This is a genomic window from Marinobacter sp. SBS5 (genome assembly GCF_048285575.1).
Classification (GTDB): Bacteria; Pseudomonadota; Gammaproteobacteria; order Pseudomonadales; family Oleiphilaceae; genus Marinobacter.
In genome coordinates, this window is the sequence record NZ_JBLWAZ010000001.1 from 832464 (window position 1) to 848994 (window position 16531).

A 16531-nucleotide genomic window follows, 5' to 3' on the forward strand; every position below is an offset into this window, starting at 1 on the left:
TTACATCAGGGCATCAACGCGGTTGCGAATTTTTGGCTCGCTGCTGTAGGCGGTTGCGATGGCATTGTAGGTGGATATCTCGATGCCAGCGTCCTGAATCGCAGAAACCATTTTGTCGTTTGCCTGCATTTGAAGCTCCTGAGCTTTCTGCTGTGAGTCAGCGGCTTCAATCTTCTCGATGTACTCTTCACGGACTTCCATGACACGATCCTGAGCTTCAATGAACTCTTTCAGTTGGGCATCGCTGAAGTTGGTGCTTTGGGTGCCTGCAGCGGCGGGATCAGAATAGCCGGGGCTTTGAGTGTGGGGATTGGCAGGGGGCTGCTGTCCTTGTTGCTGCGCCATGGTTGGGGTGGCAGCCAGAAGTGCCAGAGATGCCGTTACGGAAACAAGTAGCTTATTCATAGGTCAGGCTCCTTTCTCTTGAGCATACCGGGGTGGAAGATTGCTGCGCCCGGTGTCTGTGGATGTCACTTTAACGTTTGCAGACTGCGTGCCAATCTTGGTGTTTCTTTTAAATTCATACAAATCAAATAGTTATAAGTTTTTTGTGTTAATGGTTGGTAATGAAGGTTGTGGCAATATGCCTCATGTGTCAGAAATGCTGTGACACTCTGGTAAAGGAGCGGCTTATGATTCCTCTTAGCCGGCGCTTTCGGGATATGTTCCGGTCTTTGCAGCTGACTCTGGTCTTGAGCATTGTTGTGCCTTTGGTTTTGTTCAGTGGTATCGCCATCTATATAGGCTTGGGTGCGGTAGAAAAGAATCTGAATGACCGTCTGAGAGAAGATCTGGAGTTGGTTGCCCAAGCGATTAGCGGGCCGGTATCCAATGCATTGGCGCAAGGCGATGAGGTGGTGCTGGGGGAATCGCTCAAATCCATCTTTCAGATTGGCCGCATATCCGGGGCCTCGGTATTCGATGAAAACAGCGATCGGGTAGCCAGTCTGGGCGTGGCGGACACGGACGTATCCAACAGTGCGAGTGCGGAAAGAGTGATTGCCAGCGGGAAGCTGGGCGGCGCGTTTCGTCGGGTAGATGGAGAGTCGGTATTTTCCCACTTTACACCGTTGGTGGGCGCAGATGGTCGTATCCAGGGTTTGCTTCAGGTCACCCGTAAACGCAGTGATTTCCATGATTTGGTGGCCTCATCTCGCTGGTGGGCAGTCAGCATTTGGTCTGCATTTTCCTTCATTATGATTCTGGTGGTTGTGCTGGGACACTACCGAACGGTAGGGCGGCATGTCAGCCGCTTGCTTGAAAATATGGCCGGTTTGGCGCCCGGGCGATGGTTGTTGGCTGTTCCACCGTCTGGCCCCCGGGAGCTTCGGCAGATTCATCAGGGCATTCTGAAGCTGGGTCGTCGGATGGCCGGGGCAGAATCGGAAATTGAAGGGCGAATCGCTCGGGAGCGAGCGCTGGCCGAGCAGTTGGAATATCAGGAAAAGGTCGCAATGATTGGCCGGGTCGCCGGGGGCGTGGCTCACGAATTGGGGGCCCCATTAAACGTGATTCAGGGCCGTGCCCGTATTCTTGCTCGTTCGGGTTTGCCAGAAGCGCAGCAACGCCATCTCACGGATATCGATCATCAGGTCACCCGGATGACCACCATTATTCAGCAGCTACTGGACTGTTTTCGCCACGTGCCGGACTCCCGCCGTTCGCTGGACTTGTCGTCGGTGCTCTCGGACGTCATGACGTGGGTATCGGAAGACAGTCGATGCGATCCTGAAATACTGGACACGGCCGGGCTTGGCCAACCTATGGCCGTGCGTGCAGAACCATTACGAGTGGGGCTGGCTTGCCTGAATGTGATCCGCAATGCGTGCCAGTCTGCACGGTGCCGGTTACGGGTATCGGCACACGATGCTGATGATTGCTGGGAAGTTCGGGTGGAAGATGACGGTCCCGGTATACCGGAAGAGCACCGTTCCCGGGTGTTTGAACCTTTCTACAGTACCCGTGCGGCCGGCGAGGGGACCGGTCTTGGTCTGGCAGTGGTGAGTAGTGTACTTAAAGAACACGGAGGCCGAGTAGAGGTAAGTGACAGTGATCTGGGAGGTTGTCGTATGAGTCTTTATTTCCCGAAGGAGGCAACATAATGCCGGCAAGCGCACCCGTTATTCTGTTGGTGGAAGATGACCCGAGTTTGGGGCAACTGCTGGCTGAGGAACTGGAAGCGGATGGTTATACGGTTATTGGTGCTGCAACGGTTCAAGACGCCCGTAAGGCTTTAAAAGAACAGCGCCCGGCGTTGATCGTCTCGGATCTTCGGCTGCCTGATGGCGACGGCATGCAGGTGCTGGCATTTCAGCAGGCAGAATACCCGGGGATTCCCTTTATAGTCATCACAGCTTTTGGCACGGTTGACCAGGCCGTAGAAGCTTTGAAGGCGGGGGCTGATGATTTTCTGACAAAGCCGTTATCTACCGATCACCTGCGCCTGAAAATAAAGCGGTTACTGGCGCAGGCCGATATCAACCGGCAACTGGCCGAAATCCAGTCCCGCCAATACGGCGAGAAAAATATGGGGTTGGTGGGCGACAGTTCCGCTATGGAGCGCTTGCGGGGGGAAATCCGACAGGTTGCTCGTAGTCAGGCTGCGGTATTGATCCATGGCGAAAGCGGTACCGGAAAAGAATTGGTGGCACATGCCATCCATAACCAGAGTGACCGAGCCGGCAAAGCGTTTCTGGCGGTGAACTGCGCGGGTATTCCGCCGGATCTGATGGAAAGTGAATTTTTCGGTCATGAGGCCGGCGCATTTACCGGCGCCCGTCAGGCCCGGAAGGGCTTATTTGCTGAGGCCAGCGGTGGCACTCTGTTGTTGGATGAAATCGGCGAGATGCCAATGTCGCTTCAGGCCAAGCTGCTGCGGGTATTGCAGGAGGGTGCGATCAAGCCGGTAGGGGCAGACCACGAAGAAGCGGTTGATGTGCGTATACTTGCATCCACTCACGTGAACCTGATGAAAGCGGTTGAAGACGGATTGTTCCGTGAAGACCTCTACTACCGCCTTGAAACCTTATCTCTTTGCGTGCCGCCCCTGCGAGAACGGGGGGAAGACGTGGAGTTACTCGCCATGCACTTTCTCAAGGAAGCGTGTCTCAGGCACGGTCGCGGGTTTACCAAGTTTAGTGAGGTCACCTTAAGAGTCATGAGGGACTATCCGTTCCCCGGCAACGTACGGGAGCTCTCCAGTGCGATCGAAAGGGCGGTAACTTTTTGCGGCGGTGACACCATTCAGCCCGAACATTTGCCTGAACGTATTCGTAAGCGTCAGGGGGCGTTTCAGATTAATGCGATAGACCCAGAGGGCACTAATATCCCAGAATGGCCCACTTTGGACGCCTTGCAGCAAAATTATGTGCGCCAAGTGATGACTGCGGTGGAGGGCAACAAACGTCGCGCCGCGCAAATATTGGGTATTAACAGGCGAACTCTCTACCGTTGGCTGGAATCCACTCTGGAGCAAAAGTGATGAAAAATCAGAAACAGGCCATGTTGTTTGGCCTGGCTACGGTGTTGCTATGGTCTACTGTGGCGACCGCATTCAAACTGGCCTTGGCGGATTTGGCGCCGGTTCAGATGTTGTTGGTGGCTTGCACCGCCTCGATTTTCGTTATGGCTTCGGCGCTGGTCATCATGGGGCGCTGGCAGCAGGTATTCCAGCTCAGTAAGACCCAATATCTGCAATCTATCGGCATGGGCCTCATCAACCCGTGTCTGTATTATTTTCTGTTATTCGGGGCTTTTGATCGGCTGCCGGCTCAGGAGGCCCAGCCACTCAACTATACCTGGGCGTTGGTTCTTGCGTATTTGTCTGTCCCGTTCTTGGGGCAGAAACTCCGTCGCCTCGACGTGCTGGCGGGTTTGGTGTGTTATGCCGGCGTGGTGGTGATTGCCACCCGGGGCGCCGTTACTTCGTTGAATTTTTCAGACCCGCTGGGGGTGTCTCTGGCTTTGGGGAGCACCATCGTTTGGGCCTCATACTGGATTATCGCGACGCGAGACACCCGCGACCCCATTGTGGGGTTATTCCTGAACTTTCTGTTTGGCCTGCCGGTGATTGCATTGGTGTGCTGGTATACCGTCGGGTTCGAATTTTCCGGCTTTGGATCGCTTGCCGCAGCGGTGTACATTGGTGTCTTCGAGATGGGTGTTGCCTTTATTTTGTGGTCTCAGGCCATGAAAAGAGCGGAAAATACGGCAAAAGTCAGTAATTTGATTTTTATAGCGCCGTTCTTGTCTTTGGTGTTTATCTACTTCATCTTGGGTGAGGTTATCCTGCCATCGACGTATATCGGGTTAGTGTTGATCATCGCTGGCTTGTGGCTGCAGCAAAAGAAGGTACAAGCTCGGACTCAAGGACTGGAGCATGGCTGAGCAGTGGCACCTGTATCTGGTGCGCACCGCAGCGGGTAGTCTGTACACCGGTATAACCACAGATGTTCCTCGTCGGTTTTCGGAACATCAGGCGGGCGCGCCAAAAGGCGCCCGTAGCTTGCGAGGCAAAGGCCCGTTGACGCTGGAGTTTCATACGCTGGCCGGTGACCGAAGCCGGGCCTCCAAGCTGGAGTGGCAGGTGAAACGCTGGCCAAGAGCGCGAAAAGAGGCTTTGGTGCGTGGGGATGTTACTCTGCTAGATGGCGCCTGATGTGCTTGGCCGCTATTTTAAGGGCATCAGAGGCACGGCTTAATTGGGCGCTGTGGATCTGAAAAACGTGCCAGAGGTTGTTGTAGATTTCGAGAGTGACGTCGACATTGTGTTCTTTGGCAACCTCTGCCAGCCGAGTAGAGTCATTAAGCAAAATTTCCTGACTCCCGACCTGAATCAATGTGGGCGGAAGCCCCTTCAAATCTCCAAATACCGGAGAGATCATTGGATGAGTCAGCGCTTCTTCGCCGGCATACATTCTTGCCGCTTTGAAAACCCAGCTGCCGTGAAGAACCGGTTCGCACTCGGGTGTGTAGTGTTGCTGACTGGTCAGATCAGTCCAAGGTGAAAAACACGTAATGGATGAGGGCACGGGATGCCCGTGTTCTCGGAGGCGCATCGCCAGAACTAGTGCCAGCCCGCCGCCAGCAGAATCTCCGGCTAGAGCGATCTTATCTGCCGGTTTCCCTTCATGAATCAAGGCCTGATACACCGCTTCGGCATCGTCTGGTGCCGCGGGATACGGATGTTCGGGCGCCAGCCGGTAATCGGGAACGATCACTTCACAGCCGGTCAGCTTTGCTAAGTGGCCCGCAATGCCGTTGTGTGTAGCCGCAGAGCCGATAATGTAACCGCCGCCGTGCAGGTACAAGATGGTGCCGGATGAAAGGGTGTTGGACTGTGCACGTAATACGGGTACATCGCCCAGTTTGTCTTTGCTGAACTGCACGCTTCGGGGTGGTGTTGATGCCCGATAGGCTTGTCGAATCAGATCCCGTTGCAGTGCTAATGGGACACCCTTCGAGAGCAGCGGGCGCACGAGTCGGTACATTATCTGGCGCAGTCCAGCTTCAAGAAGCGGTTGGAACATCTGTGCTCTCCCTAGTGAATGGGTTACGATGATCGTCAATTATTGACACATGACAGGCGTTTAACTCTACGTGTACTGGAAAACAGATACCATAGAAATACCGAACTGGGACAGGCACTCGTTGCTTGAACGGCTGGAGCCGTTCAACCCGCAGAAGCCTCGGGAACTGAGTTCCGAGATGGAAGCCTATTGTCGGTTTTACGGTTTGGACTTGTGGGTGGAACACCCAGAGGTGACCTATCACCAAGGCTACATCAAGGCTCAGCATCATGAGGTCATGGTGCATTATTTCCGATTGCCGGATGCGGTTGAGTCCAAAGGTACCGTGTTTATATTGCACGGCTATTTTGATCACGTTGGGTTGTATACCCAGCTTATTGACCGGTGTCTGGGGGCTGGCTTTGATGTCCTTGCGTATGACCAGCCTGGTCATGGGCTGTCCAGTGGCACGCCGGCAGCGATCGGTAGCTTCCTGGAGTACCAGGCGGTTTTAACGGCCGTTATGACGCAGGTGGACGATAAAATTCGGGGGCCGTGGTATGCGGTTGGACAAAGCACAGGTGGTGCGATTCTTATCGACTATCTGTTGTCTAACCACCATAACCAGGAAACATCGGCTTTCCGAAAGGTGGTGTTGTTGGCGCCACTGGTGCGGCCTATGGGCTGGCTGGGTGCCAAGGTGCTGCACAGTGTCGCGCGCCCGTTCCTGAGTCGCTGGCGCAGAGCCTTTGGTCAGAATAGTAGCAATACCCGGTTCCTGAAGTTTCTTCGGGAGCATGATCCTTTGCAGGCTCGTGCCGTGCATGTGGATTGGGTAACGGCTTTGCGCAAGTGGGTGCCGCACATTGAATCGGCGCGACCGGTGGACTTCCCGGTAACGGTTGTACAGGGCGAAAAAGACCTGACTGTCGACTGGCAGCACAATCTGCGGATCATTCGAAACAAGTTTTCGTCGGTCAACGAACGCACTATTCCAGATGGGCGCCATCACTTGGTCAATGAGGCCAAGGATTTGCAGGCGACGGTATTTAATACCATTATTGATACATTCTCGCAGTAATGCGGTCAGGAATGACCAGCTAAAAAACTAATAGCATCAGGAGTTTGTGATGAAGAAAACGATTCTTGCCTTTGCAGTTGCTACCGTGGGCCTGAGTGGCTGTATGACCTACGATCCGTATACCGGGGAAGAGAAAACCTCGAGCGCGACCAAAGGTAGCATCATTGGTGCCTTGGGCGGCGCAGCTATTGGTGCGGCTACGTCCAGCAAAAGCGATCGCGGCAAGGGCGCATTGATTGGTGCCGCAGGCGGTGCTGCTGTGGGTGGCGGTATTGGTTACTACATGGACCGCCAGGAAGCGCAGTTGCGTCATAAGCTGGAAGGCACCGGGGTGCGTGTTGTGCGTAACGGCGACCAGATCGAGTTGGTTATGCCGGGTAACATCACCTTTAACACGGACCAGTCCAGCATCCGGCCCGGCTTTACCGGCACGCTGGAGTCTGTTGCGCTTGTTTTGAAGGAATTCGACAAGACCATCATCCAGATCGATGGCCATACCGACAGCACTGGTCGTGACAGCTACAACCAGCTCTTGAGTGAGCGTCGCGCTTCTTCTGTACGTGACTTCTTGATGAATCAAGGCATTGCGCCAGGACGTACTCGCGCTACTGGTTACGGTGAACGGGCTCCTGTTGCGTCAAACGAGACAGCGGCTGGCCGTGAGCAGAACCGTCGTGTAGAGCTAACGCTGGTGCCAATGCAGTAAGCTCGACAGGCTCTCAATAGAGCTTTGGCGCCCGGCTATACCGGGGGCTTCAAAAAGCTTCGCCACCTTCGGGTTGCGAAGCTTTTTTGGTTTTATAGGGAAGCAGATTGGTGGTTGGCCTGAATGGATAGTGGGAGCAGGGGCACATTATGGCAAGTTCTCATGCTCGGTTAACTACAACAAGAGAGCAGTACCCTATGAAAAAGCACGCACTGATCACCGCTGCCAGTTTGAGCGTTTGCCTTCTATCCGCAGCTCCAGCTCAGGCTGGATTGTTTGATACGCTTGGCCTGAGCAGTTCGGCAAACACTTCAAACCAGACAGTTACTCTGCAAGCGGGGGATGCGATTCCCGGTCGATACATTGTGACGCTCGCCCCGGCACTTCCTGAACTATTAGGTCTTGGAGATTTGACCGCGGGTATTCAGTCGTTGCTGTTTGCTGTGGGTGGCGGTGAAGTGCTGCATGTTTATCAGACGGCACTGACAGGGGCCGCTTTGGCGCTAACCGAGCAACAGGCAGGTTTGCTGTCTTCTTTGCCGGGTGTTCTGAAGGTTGAGCAGGATCGTGTCGTCGCGGCGAACTCGGCAACTCAGCCCGGTGCTACCTGGGGACTGGACCGCATCGATCAGACGGTTCTTCCGCTGGATGAGCAGTATCGTTACCCGGCCTCCGCGGGTGCTGGTGTCAGCGTATATGTGATTGATACCGGGCTTCGTGATACCCATCAGGAATTTGCTGGCCGAGTGATTGAAGGTCGTAACTTTGCGGTTAACGATGCCGGTTTTCTAGGATTGGGTGCGCTGCCTTTGGTTGGGCCGCTTCTTAACCTGGGTGGTTCGACCGATGCGACAGACACCACCGACTGTAACGGCCACGGCACCCACGTAGCCAGCACGTCAGTGGGTTCAACATACGGTGTGGCCAAGCAGGCTTCGATCGCTGCCGTGCGAGTTCTGGATTGCTCCGGCTCCGGCAGTAACGCCGATGTGATTGCCGGTGTTGACTGGGTGGCTGCTAATCACCAAGCTCCGGCGGTTGCGAATATGTCTTTGGGTGGCGGTGCTTCCGAAGCGCTGGATAGCGCGGTTCGTGGCGCTATCGAAGAGGGTGTAACCTTTGTTGTTGCTGCGGGCAATGACGATGCCGATGCCTGCGGCGGTTCTCCGAACCGGGTGGAGCCTGCGATCACGGTGGGTAGTACTACTCGTGACGACCAGCGTTCCTCCTTCTCCAACCACGGCCAGTGTCTGGACATTTTCGCACCGGGATCGAATATCACGGCTGCGTGGCACGAGGGCGATGATCAGACGAATACCATCAGTGGTACGTCTATGGCATCACCGCATGTGGCGGGTGTTTCGGCTTTGATCTTGTCTGAGCGGCCGGGACTCACACCAGCCCAGGTTGCAGATGCCGTGATTAATCTGGGTACGGGTAACGTGCTGAATGGTATCAAAGCCGGTTCACCGAACTTGCTGTTGCGCGCACCACAGTAACCGTTAAACAGACACAAAAAAACCGGAACAATGTTCCGGTTTTTTTGTGTCCTGAATGCGCCGTTATGGCTTCAATCAGAACAGTACGCGGGTACGAATTGTGCCCTTCACCTGACGCAGCTTCTCAAGTGCAAGCTCGCCGTAGGCTTTATCGACATCAACAACCACGTAACCAATATCTTCTTTGGTTTGCAGGTACTGGCCACAGATGTTGATGTTGTTCTCGGAGAACACCTGGTTGATCTCGGACATAACGCCCGGCACGTTCTCGTGAATGTGCAGCAAGCGGTGCTGGTCCGGGTGCGAGGGCAGCGCCACTTCCGGGAAGTTCACGGAAGAAACGGAAGTACCGTTGTCGCTGTACATGGCAAGCTTTTCAGCCACTTCGCGACCGATGTTTTCCTGCGCTTCGATGGTGGAGCCGCCCACGTGCGGGGTCAGGATCACGTTGTCGAATTCGCGCAGCGGAGAAACAAACTCTTCGTCGTTGGACTTCGGCTCAACCGGGAACACGTCGATGGCAGCACCCAACAACTTGCCGGAACGCAGGGTGTCGGCCAGAGCGTCGATGTCGACCACGGTGCCGCGGGAGGCGTTCATCAGAATGGAGCCTGGCTTCATTTGTGCCAGCTGTTCTGCTTTGAACATGTACTTGGTAGAAGGTGTTTCCGGTACGTGCAGGGAAACGACGTCGGCGATGTTCAGCAGTTCCTTCAGGGAGCCTACCTGAGTGGCGTTACCGATCGGCAGCTTGGAAACCACGTCGTAGAAGTACACGTCCATGCCCAGACCTTCGGCCAGAACACTGAACTGAGTACCGATGTTGCCGTAACCAATGATGCCCAGTTTCTTGCCACGGATTTCGTAGCTGTCTTTGGCAGACTTCAGCCACTCACCGCGGTGCGCTTTGGCGCTCTTCTCGGGTACGCCGCGCAACAACAGGATAGCCTGAGCCAGCACCAGTTCTGCTACAGAGCGAGTGTTGGAGAAAGGCGCGTTGAACACTGCGATACCGCGACGGGTTGCGGCCTGCAGGTTAACCTGGTTGGTGCCGATGCAGAAACAGCCCACAGCGACCAGCTTTTTGGCAGCTTCAAATACTTTCTCGGTCAACTGGGTGCGAGAGCGGATGCCAACGAAATGGGCATCGGCAATCTTCTCGATCAGCTCTTCTTCACCGAGTGAATGGGTCAGGTACTCAATATTGGTGTAGCCCGCAGCGTTCAGGGTATCAATGGCAGATTGATGGACGCCTTCCAGCAGCAGGATCCGGATTTTGCTCTTTTCGAGAGACGTATTTGACATGGGCGTGCTTCCGAACCTTTCGTCACGTGAAATGACCTGCGGCCAGGGATCGTCAGCCTAGCTCACAGAACAGGGGCGGTATGATACCATAAAGATCGATTTTCACAGTGCGCCGGTTTGCCTGGATCAATTCTTTTTGTGTTGATTTTGATCAAACCAGAGCCCAAACCTGACGAGACCGACACGCTCATGAGTTCCGAACAGATCATTGCCGCCCTTGAAAAACTGGTTACCACCGGTGAGAACCCGGGCAAAGTATTGACTGACCCTTCCGATCTGGACACCTACGGTAAGGACTGGACCAAGATCTATCCGCCCAAGCCGTTGGCCATTGTATTGCCGAAGACCACAGAGCAAGTGCAGGCAGTGGTGCGGTTTGCCAACGAAAACAAAATCGGTTTGGTGCCGTCGGGCGGGCGTACGGGCTTGAGCGCCGGCGCAGTGGCTGCCAACGGTGAAATCGTTGTGGCCTTCGATAACATGAATCAGGTGCTGGATTTCAACGCCAGCGATCGAACTGTGCGCTGCCAGGCCGGGGTGGTGACCGAGCAACTGCAAAACTTCGCGGAAGACAACGGCTTGTATTACCCCGTGGACTTCGCTTCTGCTGGTTCCAGCCAGCTGGGTGGAAACCTGTCCACTAACGCAGGTGGCATCAAAGTGATCCGTTACGGCATGAGCCGTGACTGGGTGGCTGGCCTGAAGGTAGTGACCGGTAAGGGCGATATCCTGGACCTGAACAAGGATCTGGCCAAGAACAACACCGGCTACGATTTGCGCCATTTGTTTATCGGCGCAGAAGGCACCTTGGGCTTCATCACCGAAGCGACCATGAAACTGACCCGTAAGCCGGACAACCTGACGGTGCTGGTGCTGGGCCTTAACGATCTGGTCAACACCATGGATGTGCTGCAGTCGTTCCAGAGCAAACTGGATCTGACCGCTTACGAATTCTTCTCCCACCAAGCCATGCAACACGTTTTGGCCCACGGCCAGGTTCAGGCTCCGTTTGAAACCGAAGCGCCTTACTATGCACTTCTGGAATTCGAGGCCGTGTCCGATCAGGTGATGGACGACGCCATGACGCTGTTTGAAGAGTGCGTGGAGAAGGGCTGGGTTCTGGATGGCGTCATCAGCCAGAGCGAAACTCAAGCCAACGGCTTGTGGCAGCTACGTGAGCGGATTTCCGAGTCCATCGCCCCGCGCATCCCCTACAAGAACGACATTTCTGTTGTGGTTTCCAAGGTGCCAGGATTCCTGCAGGAAATCGACAGCGTAGTGACCGAGCATTACCCGGACTTCGAAATCATCTGGTTCGGTCACATCGGCGACGGCAACCTGCACCTGAACATTCTCAAGCCCGAAGACATGGCGAAGGAAGACTTCTTCGAGAAGTGTCAGCAGGTGAACAAGTGGGTGTTTGAGATTGTTGAACGCTATCAGGGCAGTGTGTCTGCGGAACACGGCGTCGGCATGACCAAGAAGCCTTATTTGCACTACACTCGCAGTGAAGCAGAAATCGCTTACCTGAAGGGGATTAAGCTGGCGTTTGATCCGAACGGTATTATGAATCCAGGAAAGATTTTCGATTAATGAAAGAGCATATCGTTGTACTCACCGGCGCTGGTATCAGCGCCGAAAGCGGTCTTTCCACGTTCCGGGATAACGACGGTCTATGGGAAAAGCACAGTGTGTACGACGTAGCCACGCCGGAAGCCTTCGAACGGAATCGGGACTTGGTGCTCCGGTTCTATAACGAACGGCGCCGGCAACTTCAGACAGTTGAGCCCAACCCGGCCCACCGTTTGCTGGCAGAACTCGAAAGCCGATACCGGGTCACTATCGTTACCCAGAACATTGATAATCTCCACGAGCGGGGCGGTTCAACCAATGTGGTGCATTTGCACGGTGAGCTGACCAAGGCGCGAAGCACGGTTGACCCTGAGCTGGTCTATGACATCGGCTACCGCGATATCCAGCCGGGTGACACCTGCGGCCGCGGCGCTCAATTACGCCCGCACATTGTCTGGTTCGGCGAGGAAGTGCCGATGCTGGAAGCCGCCGCTGAATTGGTGCGAACCGCTGACCGGTTGTTGATTGTCGGCACCTCTTTGCAGGTGTACCCGGCAGCCGGATTGGTTCACGAAGTGGACTTTGACGTGCCGATCACGGTCATCGACCCCGGCGAGCCCGCCTCGGTTTCTCGGGCGCGGGTAATTCGAAAAGGCGCCAGTGAAGGCTTGGCTGAGTGGGTGAATGCGTTAGGTTGTAGCGGATAGACTGAAGAGCTTGGGCCCTGTCGGGGGGCGCTTTCCAAAAATGTGCGCAGCCATGGATGGCGGAGCAGAAGCGTCACATGGACGTGCCGAAGGAGCGGTTTTTGGAAAGCGCCCCCCGACAGGGCTTGCACCTGATTACATACGCCTCAAGCTTGCAGGTATTTCTCCAGTTCGCTCTTGAACGCAGCCTGCACACCTAGTCGCTTCAACATCCAGTAGTGCCCGGCAATCATTCTATCTATAAAAATGCTTTCGACCGGTGGTTTAAACGAATCCAGGTATTTAAAGACCGTGCTGGTTTTCGCTGCGACCTGCTTGTGGATATCGGCTTCAGCAAAGTCATAAGGTTCGTCATCCACGAAAGGCACGATCAAAATATCCCGCCACATGGCGTAGTAGGCTTCGTCGATGGCCGGCTGGCTACCTACGCGAGCGCCTAAATCGATCAGGTGTTGATCGAGACTGGAATAGTCTTCCTCGAGTGCTGAGATAAGAGCTTTCCGGTAAGCCTCCACAATTTCCGGTTTCAGTTTCTTCACGCAGCCAAAATCGTACATGACGATGGTGCCGTCCGGCCGGTAGGCAAAGTTGCCAGCGTGTGGATCACCGTGGATGCATTGGAAACGGAACAACTGATCAGCCATGATAGTGAAGATTCGGTGGCCGATGAGGTTCAAGGTTTCCTGGCTGTAGCGCTCAGGCGTGACCTTGCTGATGTGATCGCCTTCGACCAATTCCAGCGTTAAAACCCGGCGCGTGGAATGGCTATCGATAACCGTCGGGATAATGACCCAGGGCTGGTCTTTGTGGAATTCGCCGAAAATCTTGAGATTTTGCGCCTCGTTCTCGTAGTCCAGCTCTTCCTTCAGGCGTTCCCGAATTTCTCCGAACAGCAGGTCTACCGTTTCTTTCGGCATCTTGAGCAGGCCGCCAAGTTTTAACGCCATGCGCAGTTGCTTCAGGTCGGAATCGCAGGATTCATCGACCCCCGGGTACTGAACCTTTACGATGACGTCTGTGCCGTCGTGCATTCGAGCGCGGTGGACTTGGCCGATGGACGCTGAGGCGTAAGGGGTTTCCTGAAGGTATTCGAAGAGCTCGCTGACCGGTTTGCCAAGTTCCGACTCCACCTGCTCCAGAATAACCTCGAAAGGCATGGGCGGCGCTTCTTTTTGCAGCTTTTCAAGTGCTTCGGAAAACTCTTTAGGAAGGAAGTCCTGAGTCTGGGAGGCTATCTGGCCTACCTTCATGACGGCGCCTTTCATTTCTCCGAGCGTGTCGGCAATCTGGCTGGCCATGCGGGTGTAGCTTTCGCTTTTGGCACCTTCATCGTCGACGGTGCGAAACAGGCCGCGAGCTTTCTGCCCGGCGTATTCACTGGCTACGGAAGCGGTCATGCCGGCCAGCTTGAGAAAACGGCCTGAACGTGAGGTGACGGGTTTCTTAGCCATAGTGACGTGCGATTTCCCTAACGCAGAAGTTTAACCGAAGGCCTTTGGCAACAGCCGATCAGAGGACTTTGGTTTCCACAAACAGTACATCCTCCAGCTCCAATGACAGCGTTTGCCCTGATTCCAGAGGGCCAACGCCCTTGGGTGTGCCGGTCAATACGACATCGCCCGGGAGCAGAGAGAATTGGCTGCTCATGTGTGCAATGAGCGGCACGATGGTATTGAGCATATCACGGGTATCGCCGGTCTGTTGCCTGCGACCATTGATATCGAGGGTGAAGTGAATGTTGCCTCTGGGGAGCTTGTCGGCCGGTACAAAAGGAGATAGCGGGCAGGCGCCGTCAAACGCTTTGGCGCGCTCCCATGGATGGCCTTTCTCTTTGAGTTCTGTTTGCAGGTCTCGAAGGGTCAGGTCCAGAGCCAAGCCGTAGCCGAGGATAGCCAGTTCTGCTTCGCTGGCGGAGGCGTTTGTTAGCGGTCGGCCAATCAGTACGGCAAGCTCGGTTTCAAAGTGCACTTGCCCCTGATTGCGGGGTAATTCGAGCGGGCGGGTAATGTGAGTCGCTGCTGTCGAGGGCTTGATAAACAGCAGCGGTTCACTGGGTACCGGGTTGTTGAGCTCCCGCGCGTGTTCGGCGTAGTTGCGACCAATGCACACGATTTTACCGAGTGGTAAATGGACAGGTGTGCCGTCTTTCCAAAGGTGTTGATAACCGGGCATGGTCGCCTCCTGACTGAGTGATTATTCTCCTTCGAACGAACACACAGTATAAACCCGCAAGCCTTCTTCCTGCAGCTTGGTTGAGCCGCCGAGGTCTGGCAGGTCAATCATCGCGGCCACTTCCACGATCTCGGCGCCGATGCGGCGGATCAGGCGGCTGGCCGCCAGCATGGTGCCGCCGGTGGCGATCAGGTCGTCTACCAGCACAACTTTGTCGCCAGCATGGAAGGCATCTTTGTGCAGTTCTACGGATGCGGTGCCGTATTCGAGTTCGTAGTCTTCGACCATGGTGTCGAACGGCAGCTTGCCTTTCTTACGCACCAGCACGAGAGAGGCGTTCAGCTCGTAAGCTAATGCCGAACCGATGATGAATCCTCGTGCGTCTACTGCGGCGACGGCATCAATGTGCTGGCCGTGGTAACGGTGCACGAAGGCATCGATCAGTTTACGGAAGGCGGTTTTGTCTTGCAGAACCGTGGTGATGTCACGGAACGACACGCCTTCTTTCGGCCAGTTCGGAACGGTACGAATGGCCTGCTTAATGCTCTGGGAAAAATAATCCATAACTCACCTGTTCTGGATGCGGCTTATGCCACATCCAGGAAAATAAATTTCAAGACGAAAACGATCGCGATGACGGCTACGCTCCAGTTCAGGTCGGACCACTTACCAGCCAGGGCTTTAACTGCTACGTAAGTGATGAAGCCCAGTGCGATACCGTGAGCAATGGAGAAAGTCAGAGGCATCATCAAGGCAGTCACGATGGCAGGCGCGGTATCGGTGATGTCGTCCCAGTCGATCAGTTTCAGACCACTGGCCATCAGGCAGGCAACATAAAGCAGAGCCGGCGCTGTTGCATAAGCGGGGATGATGCTGGCGATGGGAGAGAACAACAGGCAAGCCAGGAACAGACCAGCCACAACAACCGCAGTCAAACCGGTACGGCCACCCGCAGCAATACCCGCGGTGGACTCAACGTAACTGGTGGTGGTCGAGGTGCCGAGTGCAGCGCCAGACATGGTGGCGACAGAATCCGACATCAGGGCACGGCCCAGGCGAGGTAGTTTGCCATCTTTATCCAACAGGCCACCACGTTGAGCGGCGCCAACCAAGGTGCCAGAGGTGTCGAACAGATCCACAAACAGGAAGGCAAAAATCACGCTGATCATGCCAATGTTCAGAGCGCCGGCCAGATCGAGCTGCATGAACGTAGGGGCCAGACTGGGTGGTGCTGACACGAAACCGTTGTACTCCACCATGCCGAGCATCAAAGCGACGACAGTCACGGCGATAATACCGATCATCACGGCACCGGTAACCTGACGGAAGGCCAACGCACAAATCAGAATGAAACCACCAAAGAACAGCAGGCTTTCTGCTGCGGTGACATCACCCATGCTGACTAGCGTAGCGGGGTGATCAACCACGATGCCGGCGTTTTTCAGCGCGATCAGAGCCAAAAAGAAACCGATACCGGCGGAGATACCAAAGCGCAAGGACAGCGGAATGCTGTTAATGATCCATTCCCGAACCTTGAAAATACTCAGCATAAAGAACAGGAAACCGGAGATGAATACGGCACCCAGCGCAACCTGCCAGCTGTAACCCATGCTGCCGACAACGGTGAAGGCGAAAAAGGCGTTGAGGCCCATGCCGGGTGCCAAGGCGATGGGGTAGTTGGCCCATAGGCCCATGATCAGGGTGCCGATGACCGCCGCAAGACACGTCGCAACAAATACGGCACCGAAGTCCATGCCGGTTGCCGAAAGCATGCTGGGGTTGACCACAATAATGTAAGCCATGGTCAGGAATGTGGTGATACCTGCGATGACTTCTTTACGGACGTTGGTGCCGTGGGCTTTGAGTTGGAACAGTCGTTCAAGCATGACGTGGGTCTGCCTCTCGGGGTGCCTAGGGTTGAAGGTGTGAAAAAACTGATTAAATGCGGAAAAAAAAGCGATCTGTGTGAAAAAAAAGCAATG

Annotated in this window: 16 protein-coding genes; 9 read left to right on the plus strand and 7 right to left on the minus strand. The window is 55.0% G+C overall.

Annotated features, from left to right (window positions below; all coding sequences use genetic code 11):
* Complete coding sequence (locus tag ACNQ6O_RS04045) at nt 1-405, minus strand: DUF4168 domain-containing protein (protein WP_418051955.1); 405 nt, start codon at nt 403-405, stop codon at nt 1-3.
* 227 nt (nt 406-632) lie between these two features.
* On the opposite strand from ACNQ6O_RS04045, the gene ACNQ6O_RS04050 reads away from it, so the two are divergent.
* The 4 genes from ACNQ6O_RS04050 to ACNQ6O_RS04065 are packed head-to-tail and all read left to right on the plus strand — an operon-like array spanning nt 633 to nt 4657.
* Entirely contained in the window at nt 633-2102 is a 1470-nt protein-coding gene (locus ACNQ6O_RS04050) for an ATP-binding protein (protein WP_418051956.1), read from the plus strand.
* The gene (locus ACNQ6O_RS04055; protein WP_418051957.1) at nt 2102-3481 is read left to right on the plus strand and encodes a sigma-54-dependent transcriptional regulator; all 1380 of its coding nucleotides are present in this window, start codon (nt 2102-2104) and stop codon (nt 3479-3481) included. The genes ACNQ6O_RS04050 and ACNQ6O_RS04055 overlap by 1 nt, the downstream gene beginning before the upstream one ends.
* A complete protein-coding gene (locus tag ACNQ6O_RS04060) occupies nt 3481-4386 on the plus strand; it encodes a DMT family transporter (protein ID WP_418051958.1) in 906 nt (301 codons plus the stop codon). Before ACNQ6O_RS04055 ends, ACNQ6O_RS04060 begins: the two co-directional genes overlap by 1 nt.
* Nucleotides 4379-4657 (plus strand): GIY-YIG nuclease family protein, encoded by a 279-nt coding sequence (locus tag ACNQ6O_RS04065; protein ID WP_418051959.1) that lies wholly within the window; start codon nt 4379-4381, stop codon nt 4655-4657. The genes ACNQ6O_RS04060 and ACNQ6O_RS04065 overlap by 8 nt, the downstream gene beginning before the upstream one ends.
* Here the strand turns inward: ACNQ6O_RS04065 and ACNQ6O_RS04070 are convergent.
* Entirely contained in the window at nt 4635-5528 is an 894-nt protein-coding gene (locus tag ACNQ6O_RS04070; protein WP_418051960.1) for an alpha/beta hydrolase, read from the minus strand. The two genes, ACNQ6O_RS04065 and ACNQ6O_RS04070, sit on opposite strands and share 23 nt — an antisense overlap.
* A 70-nt stretch (nt 5529-5598) precedes the next feature.
* On the opposite strand from ACNQ6O_RS04070, the gene ACNQ6O_RS04075 reads away from it, so the two are divergent.
* The 3 genes from ACNQ6O_RS04075 to ACNQ6O_RS04085 all read left to right on the plus strand — a co-directional run bounded on the left by ACNQ6O_RS04075 (nt 5599) and on the right by ACNQ6O_RS04085 (nt 8793).
* Complete coding sequence (locus tag ACNQ6O_RS04075; protein WP_418051961.1) at nt 5599-6588, plus strand: alpha/beta hydrolase; 990 nt, start codon at nt 5599-5601, stop codon at nt 6586-6588.
* A gap of 49 nt (nt 6589-6637) precedes the next feature.
* On the plus strand, nt 6638-7294 hold the full coding sequence (locus tag ACNQ6O_RS04080) for an OmpA family protein (RefSeq protein WP_418051962.1): 657 nt from the start codon (nt 6638-6640) through the stop codon (nt 7292-7294).
* Between the two features lie 197 nt (nt 7295-7491).
* Complete coding sequence (locus ACNQ6O_RS04085) at nt 7492-8793, plus strand: S8 family peptidase (protein ID WP_418051963.1); 1302 nt, start codon at nt 7492-7494, stop codon at nt 8791-8793.
* Nucleotides 8794-8868: 75 nt separating this feature from the next.
* Here ACNQ6O_RS04085 and serA read toward each other — a convergent pair whose 3' ends face one another.
* On the minus strand, nt 8869-10098 hold the full coding sequence (gene serA, locus ACNQ6O_RS04090; RefSeq protein ID WP_418051964.1) for a phosphoglycerate dehydrogenase: 1230 nt from the start codon (nt 10096-10098) through the stop codon (nt 8869-8871).
* A 189-nt stretch (nt 10099-10287) separates the two neighbouring features.
* On the opposite strand from serA, the gene ACNQ6O_RS04095 reads away from it, so the two are divergent.
* Both ACNQ6O_RS04095 and ACNQ6O_RS04100 read left to right on the plus strand, forming a co-directional pair.
* Nucleotides 10288-11691, plus strand: a complete 1404-nt coding sequence (locus ACNQ6O_RS04095; protein WP_418052263.1) for an FAD-binding oxidoreductase — start codon at nt 10288-10290, stop codon at nt 11689-11691.
* Nucleotides 11691-12377: an SIR2 family NAD-dependent protein deacylase gene (locus ACNQ6O_RS04100; RefSeq protein WP_418051965.1), complete on the plus strand. Its 687-nt coding sequence runs from the start codon at nt 11691-11693 to the stop codon at nt 12375-12377. The genes ACNQ6O_RS04095 and ACNQ6O_RS04100 overlap by 1 nt, the downstream gene beginning before the upstream one ends.
* A gap of 146 nt (nt 12378-12523) precedes the next feature.
* Here ACNQ6O_RS04100 and ACNQ6O_RS04105 read toward each other — a convergent pair whose 3' ends face one another.
* Genes ACNQ6O_RS04105 through ACNQ6O_RS04120 form a run of 4 tightly spaced genes read right to left on the minus strand, consistent with a single transcriptional unit; the run spans nt 12524 to nt 16435 of the window.
* The gene (locus ACNQ6O_RS04105) at nt 12524-13828 is read right to left on the minus strand and encodes an ABC1 kinase family protein (protein WP_418051966.1); all 1305 of its coding nucleotides are present in this window, start codon (nt 13826-13828) and stop codon (nt 12524-12526) included.
* Nucleotides 13829-13886: 58 nt separating this feature from the next.
* Nucleotides 13887-14549, minus strand: coding sequence for a fumarylacetoacetate hydrolase family protein (locus ACNQ6O_RS04110; protein WP_418051967.1), 663 nt, complete (start codon nt 14547-14549; stop codon nt 13887-13889).
* A gap of 21 nt (nt 14550-14570) precedes the next feature.
* Nucleotides 14571-15113 carry an adenine phosphoribosyltransferase gene (locus ACNQ6O_RS04115; protein ID WP_418051968.1) on the minus strand — a complete coding sequence of 181 codons (543 nt, stop codon included), beginning with the start codon at nt 15111-15113 and terminating at the stop codon, nt 14571-14573.
* Nucleotides 15114-15136: 23 nt separating this feature from the next.
* On the minus strand, nt 15137-16435 hold the full coding sequence (locus ACNQ6O_RS04120; protein ID WP_418051969.1) for an NCS2 family permease: 1299 nt from the start codon (nt 16433-16435) through the stop codon (nt 15137-15139).
* Nucleotides 16436-16531 lie beyond the last annotated feature (96 nt).

Coding starts and splice junctions, on each gene's coding strand:
- ACNQ6O_RS04120 (WP_418051969.1), bottom strand. CDS start 16,435: ATGCTTGAACGACTGTTCCAACTCAAAGCCCACGGCACCAACGTCCGT.
- ACNQ6O_RS04060 (WP_418051958.1), top strand. CDS start 3,481: ATGAAAAATCAGAAACAGGCCATGTTGTTTGGCCTGGCTACGGTGTTG.
- ACNQ6O_RS04055 (WP_418051957.1), top strand. CDS start 2,102: ATGCCGGCAAGCGCACCCGTTATTCTGTTGGTGGAAGATGACCCGAGT.
- ACNQ6O_RS04115 (WP_418051968.1), bottom strand. CDS start 15,113: ATGGATTATTTTTCCCAGAGCATTAAGCAGGCCATTCGTACCGTTCCG.
- ACNQ6O_RS04080 (WP_418051962.1), top strand. CDS start 6,638: ATGAAGAAAACGATTCTTGCCTTTGCAGTTGCTACCGTGGGCCTGAGT.
- ACNQ6O_RS04065 (WP_418051959.1), top strand. CDS start 4,379: ATGGCTGAGCAGTGGCACCTGTATCTGGTGCGCACCGCAGCGGGTAGT.
- ACNQ6O_RS04105 (WP_418051966.1), bottom strand. CDS start 13,828: ATGGCTAAGAAACCCGTCACCTCACGTTCAGGCCGTTTTCTCAAGCTG.
- ACNQ6O_RS04100 (WP_418051965.1), top strand. CDS start 11,691: ATGAAAGAGCATATCGTTGTACTCACCGGCGCTGGTATCAGCGCCGAA.
- ACNQ6O_RS04095 (WP_418052263.1), top strand. CDS start 10,288: ATGAGTTCCGAACAGATCATTGCCGCCCTTGAAAAACTGGTTACCACC.
- ACNQ6O_RS04070 (WP_418051960.1), bottom strand. CDS start 5,528: ATGTTCCAACCGCTTCTTGAAGCTGGACTGCGCCAGATAATGTACCGA.
- ACNQ6O_RS04085 (WP_418051963.1), top strand. CDS start 7,492: ATGAAAAAGCACGCACTGATCACCGCTGCCAGTTTGAGCGTTTGCCTT.
- ACNQ6O_RS04050 (WP_418051956.1), top strand. CDS start 633: ATGATTCCTCTTAGCCGGCGCTTTCGGGATATGTTCCGGTCTTTGCAG.
- ACNQ6O_RS04110 (WP_418051967.1), bottom strand. CDS start 14,549: ATGCCCGGTTATCAACACCTTTGGAAAGACGGCACACCTGTCCATTTA.
- serA (WP_418051964.1), bottom strand. CDS start 10,098: ATGTCAAATACGTCTCTCGAAAAGAGCAAAATCCGGATCCTGCTGCTG.
- ACNQ6O_RS04045 (WP_418051955.1), bottom strand. CDS start 405: ATGAATAAGCTACTTGTTTCCGTAACGGCATCTCTGGCACTTCTGGCT.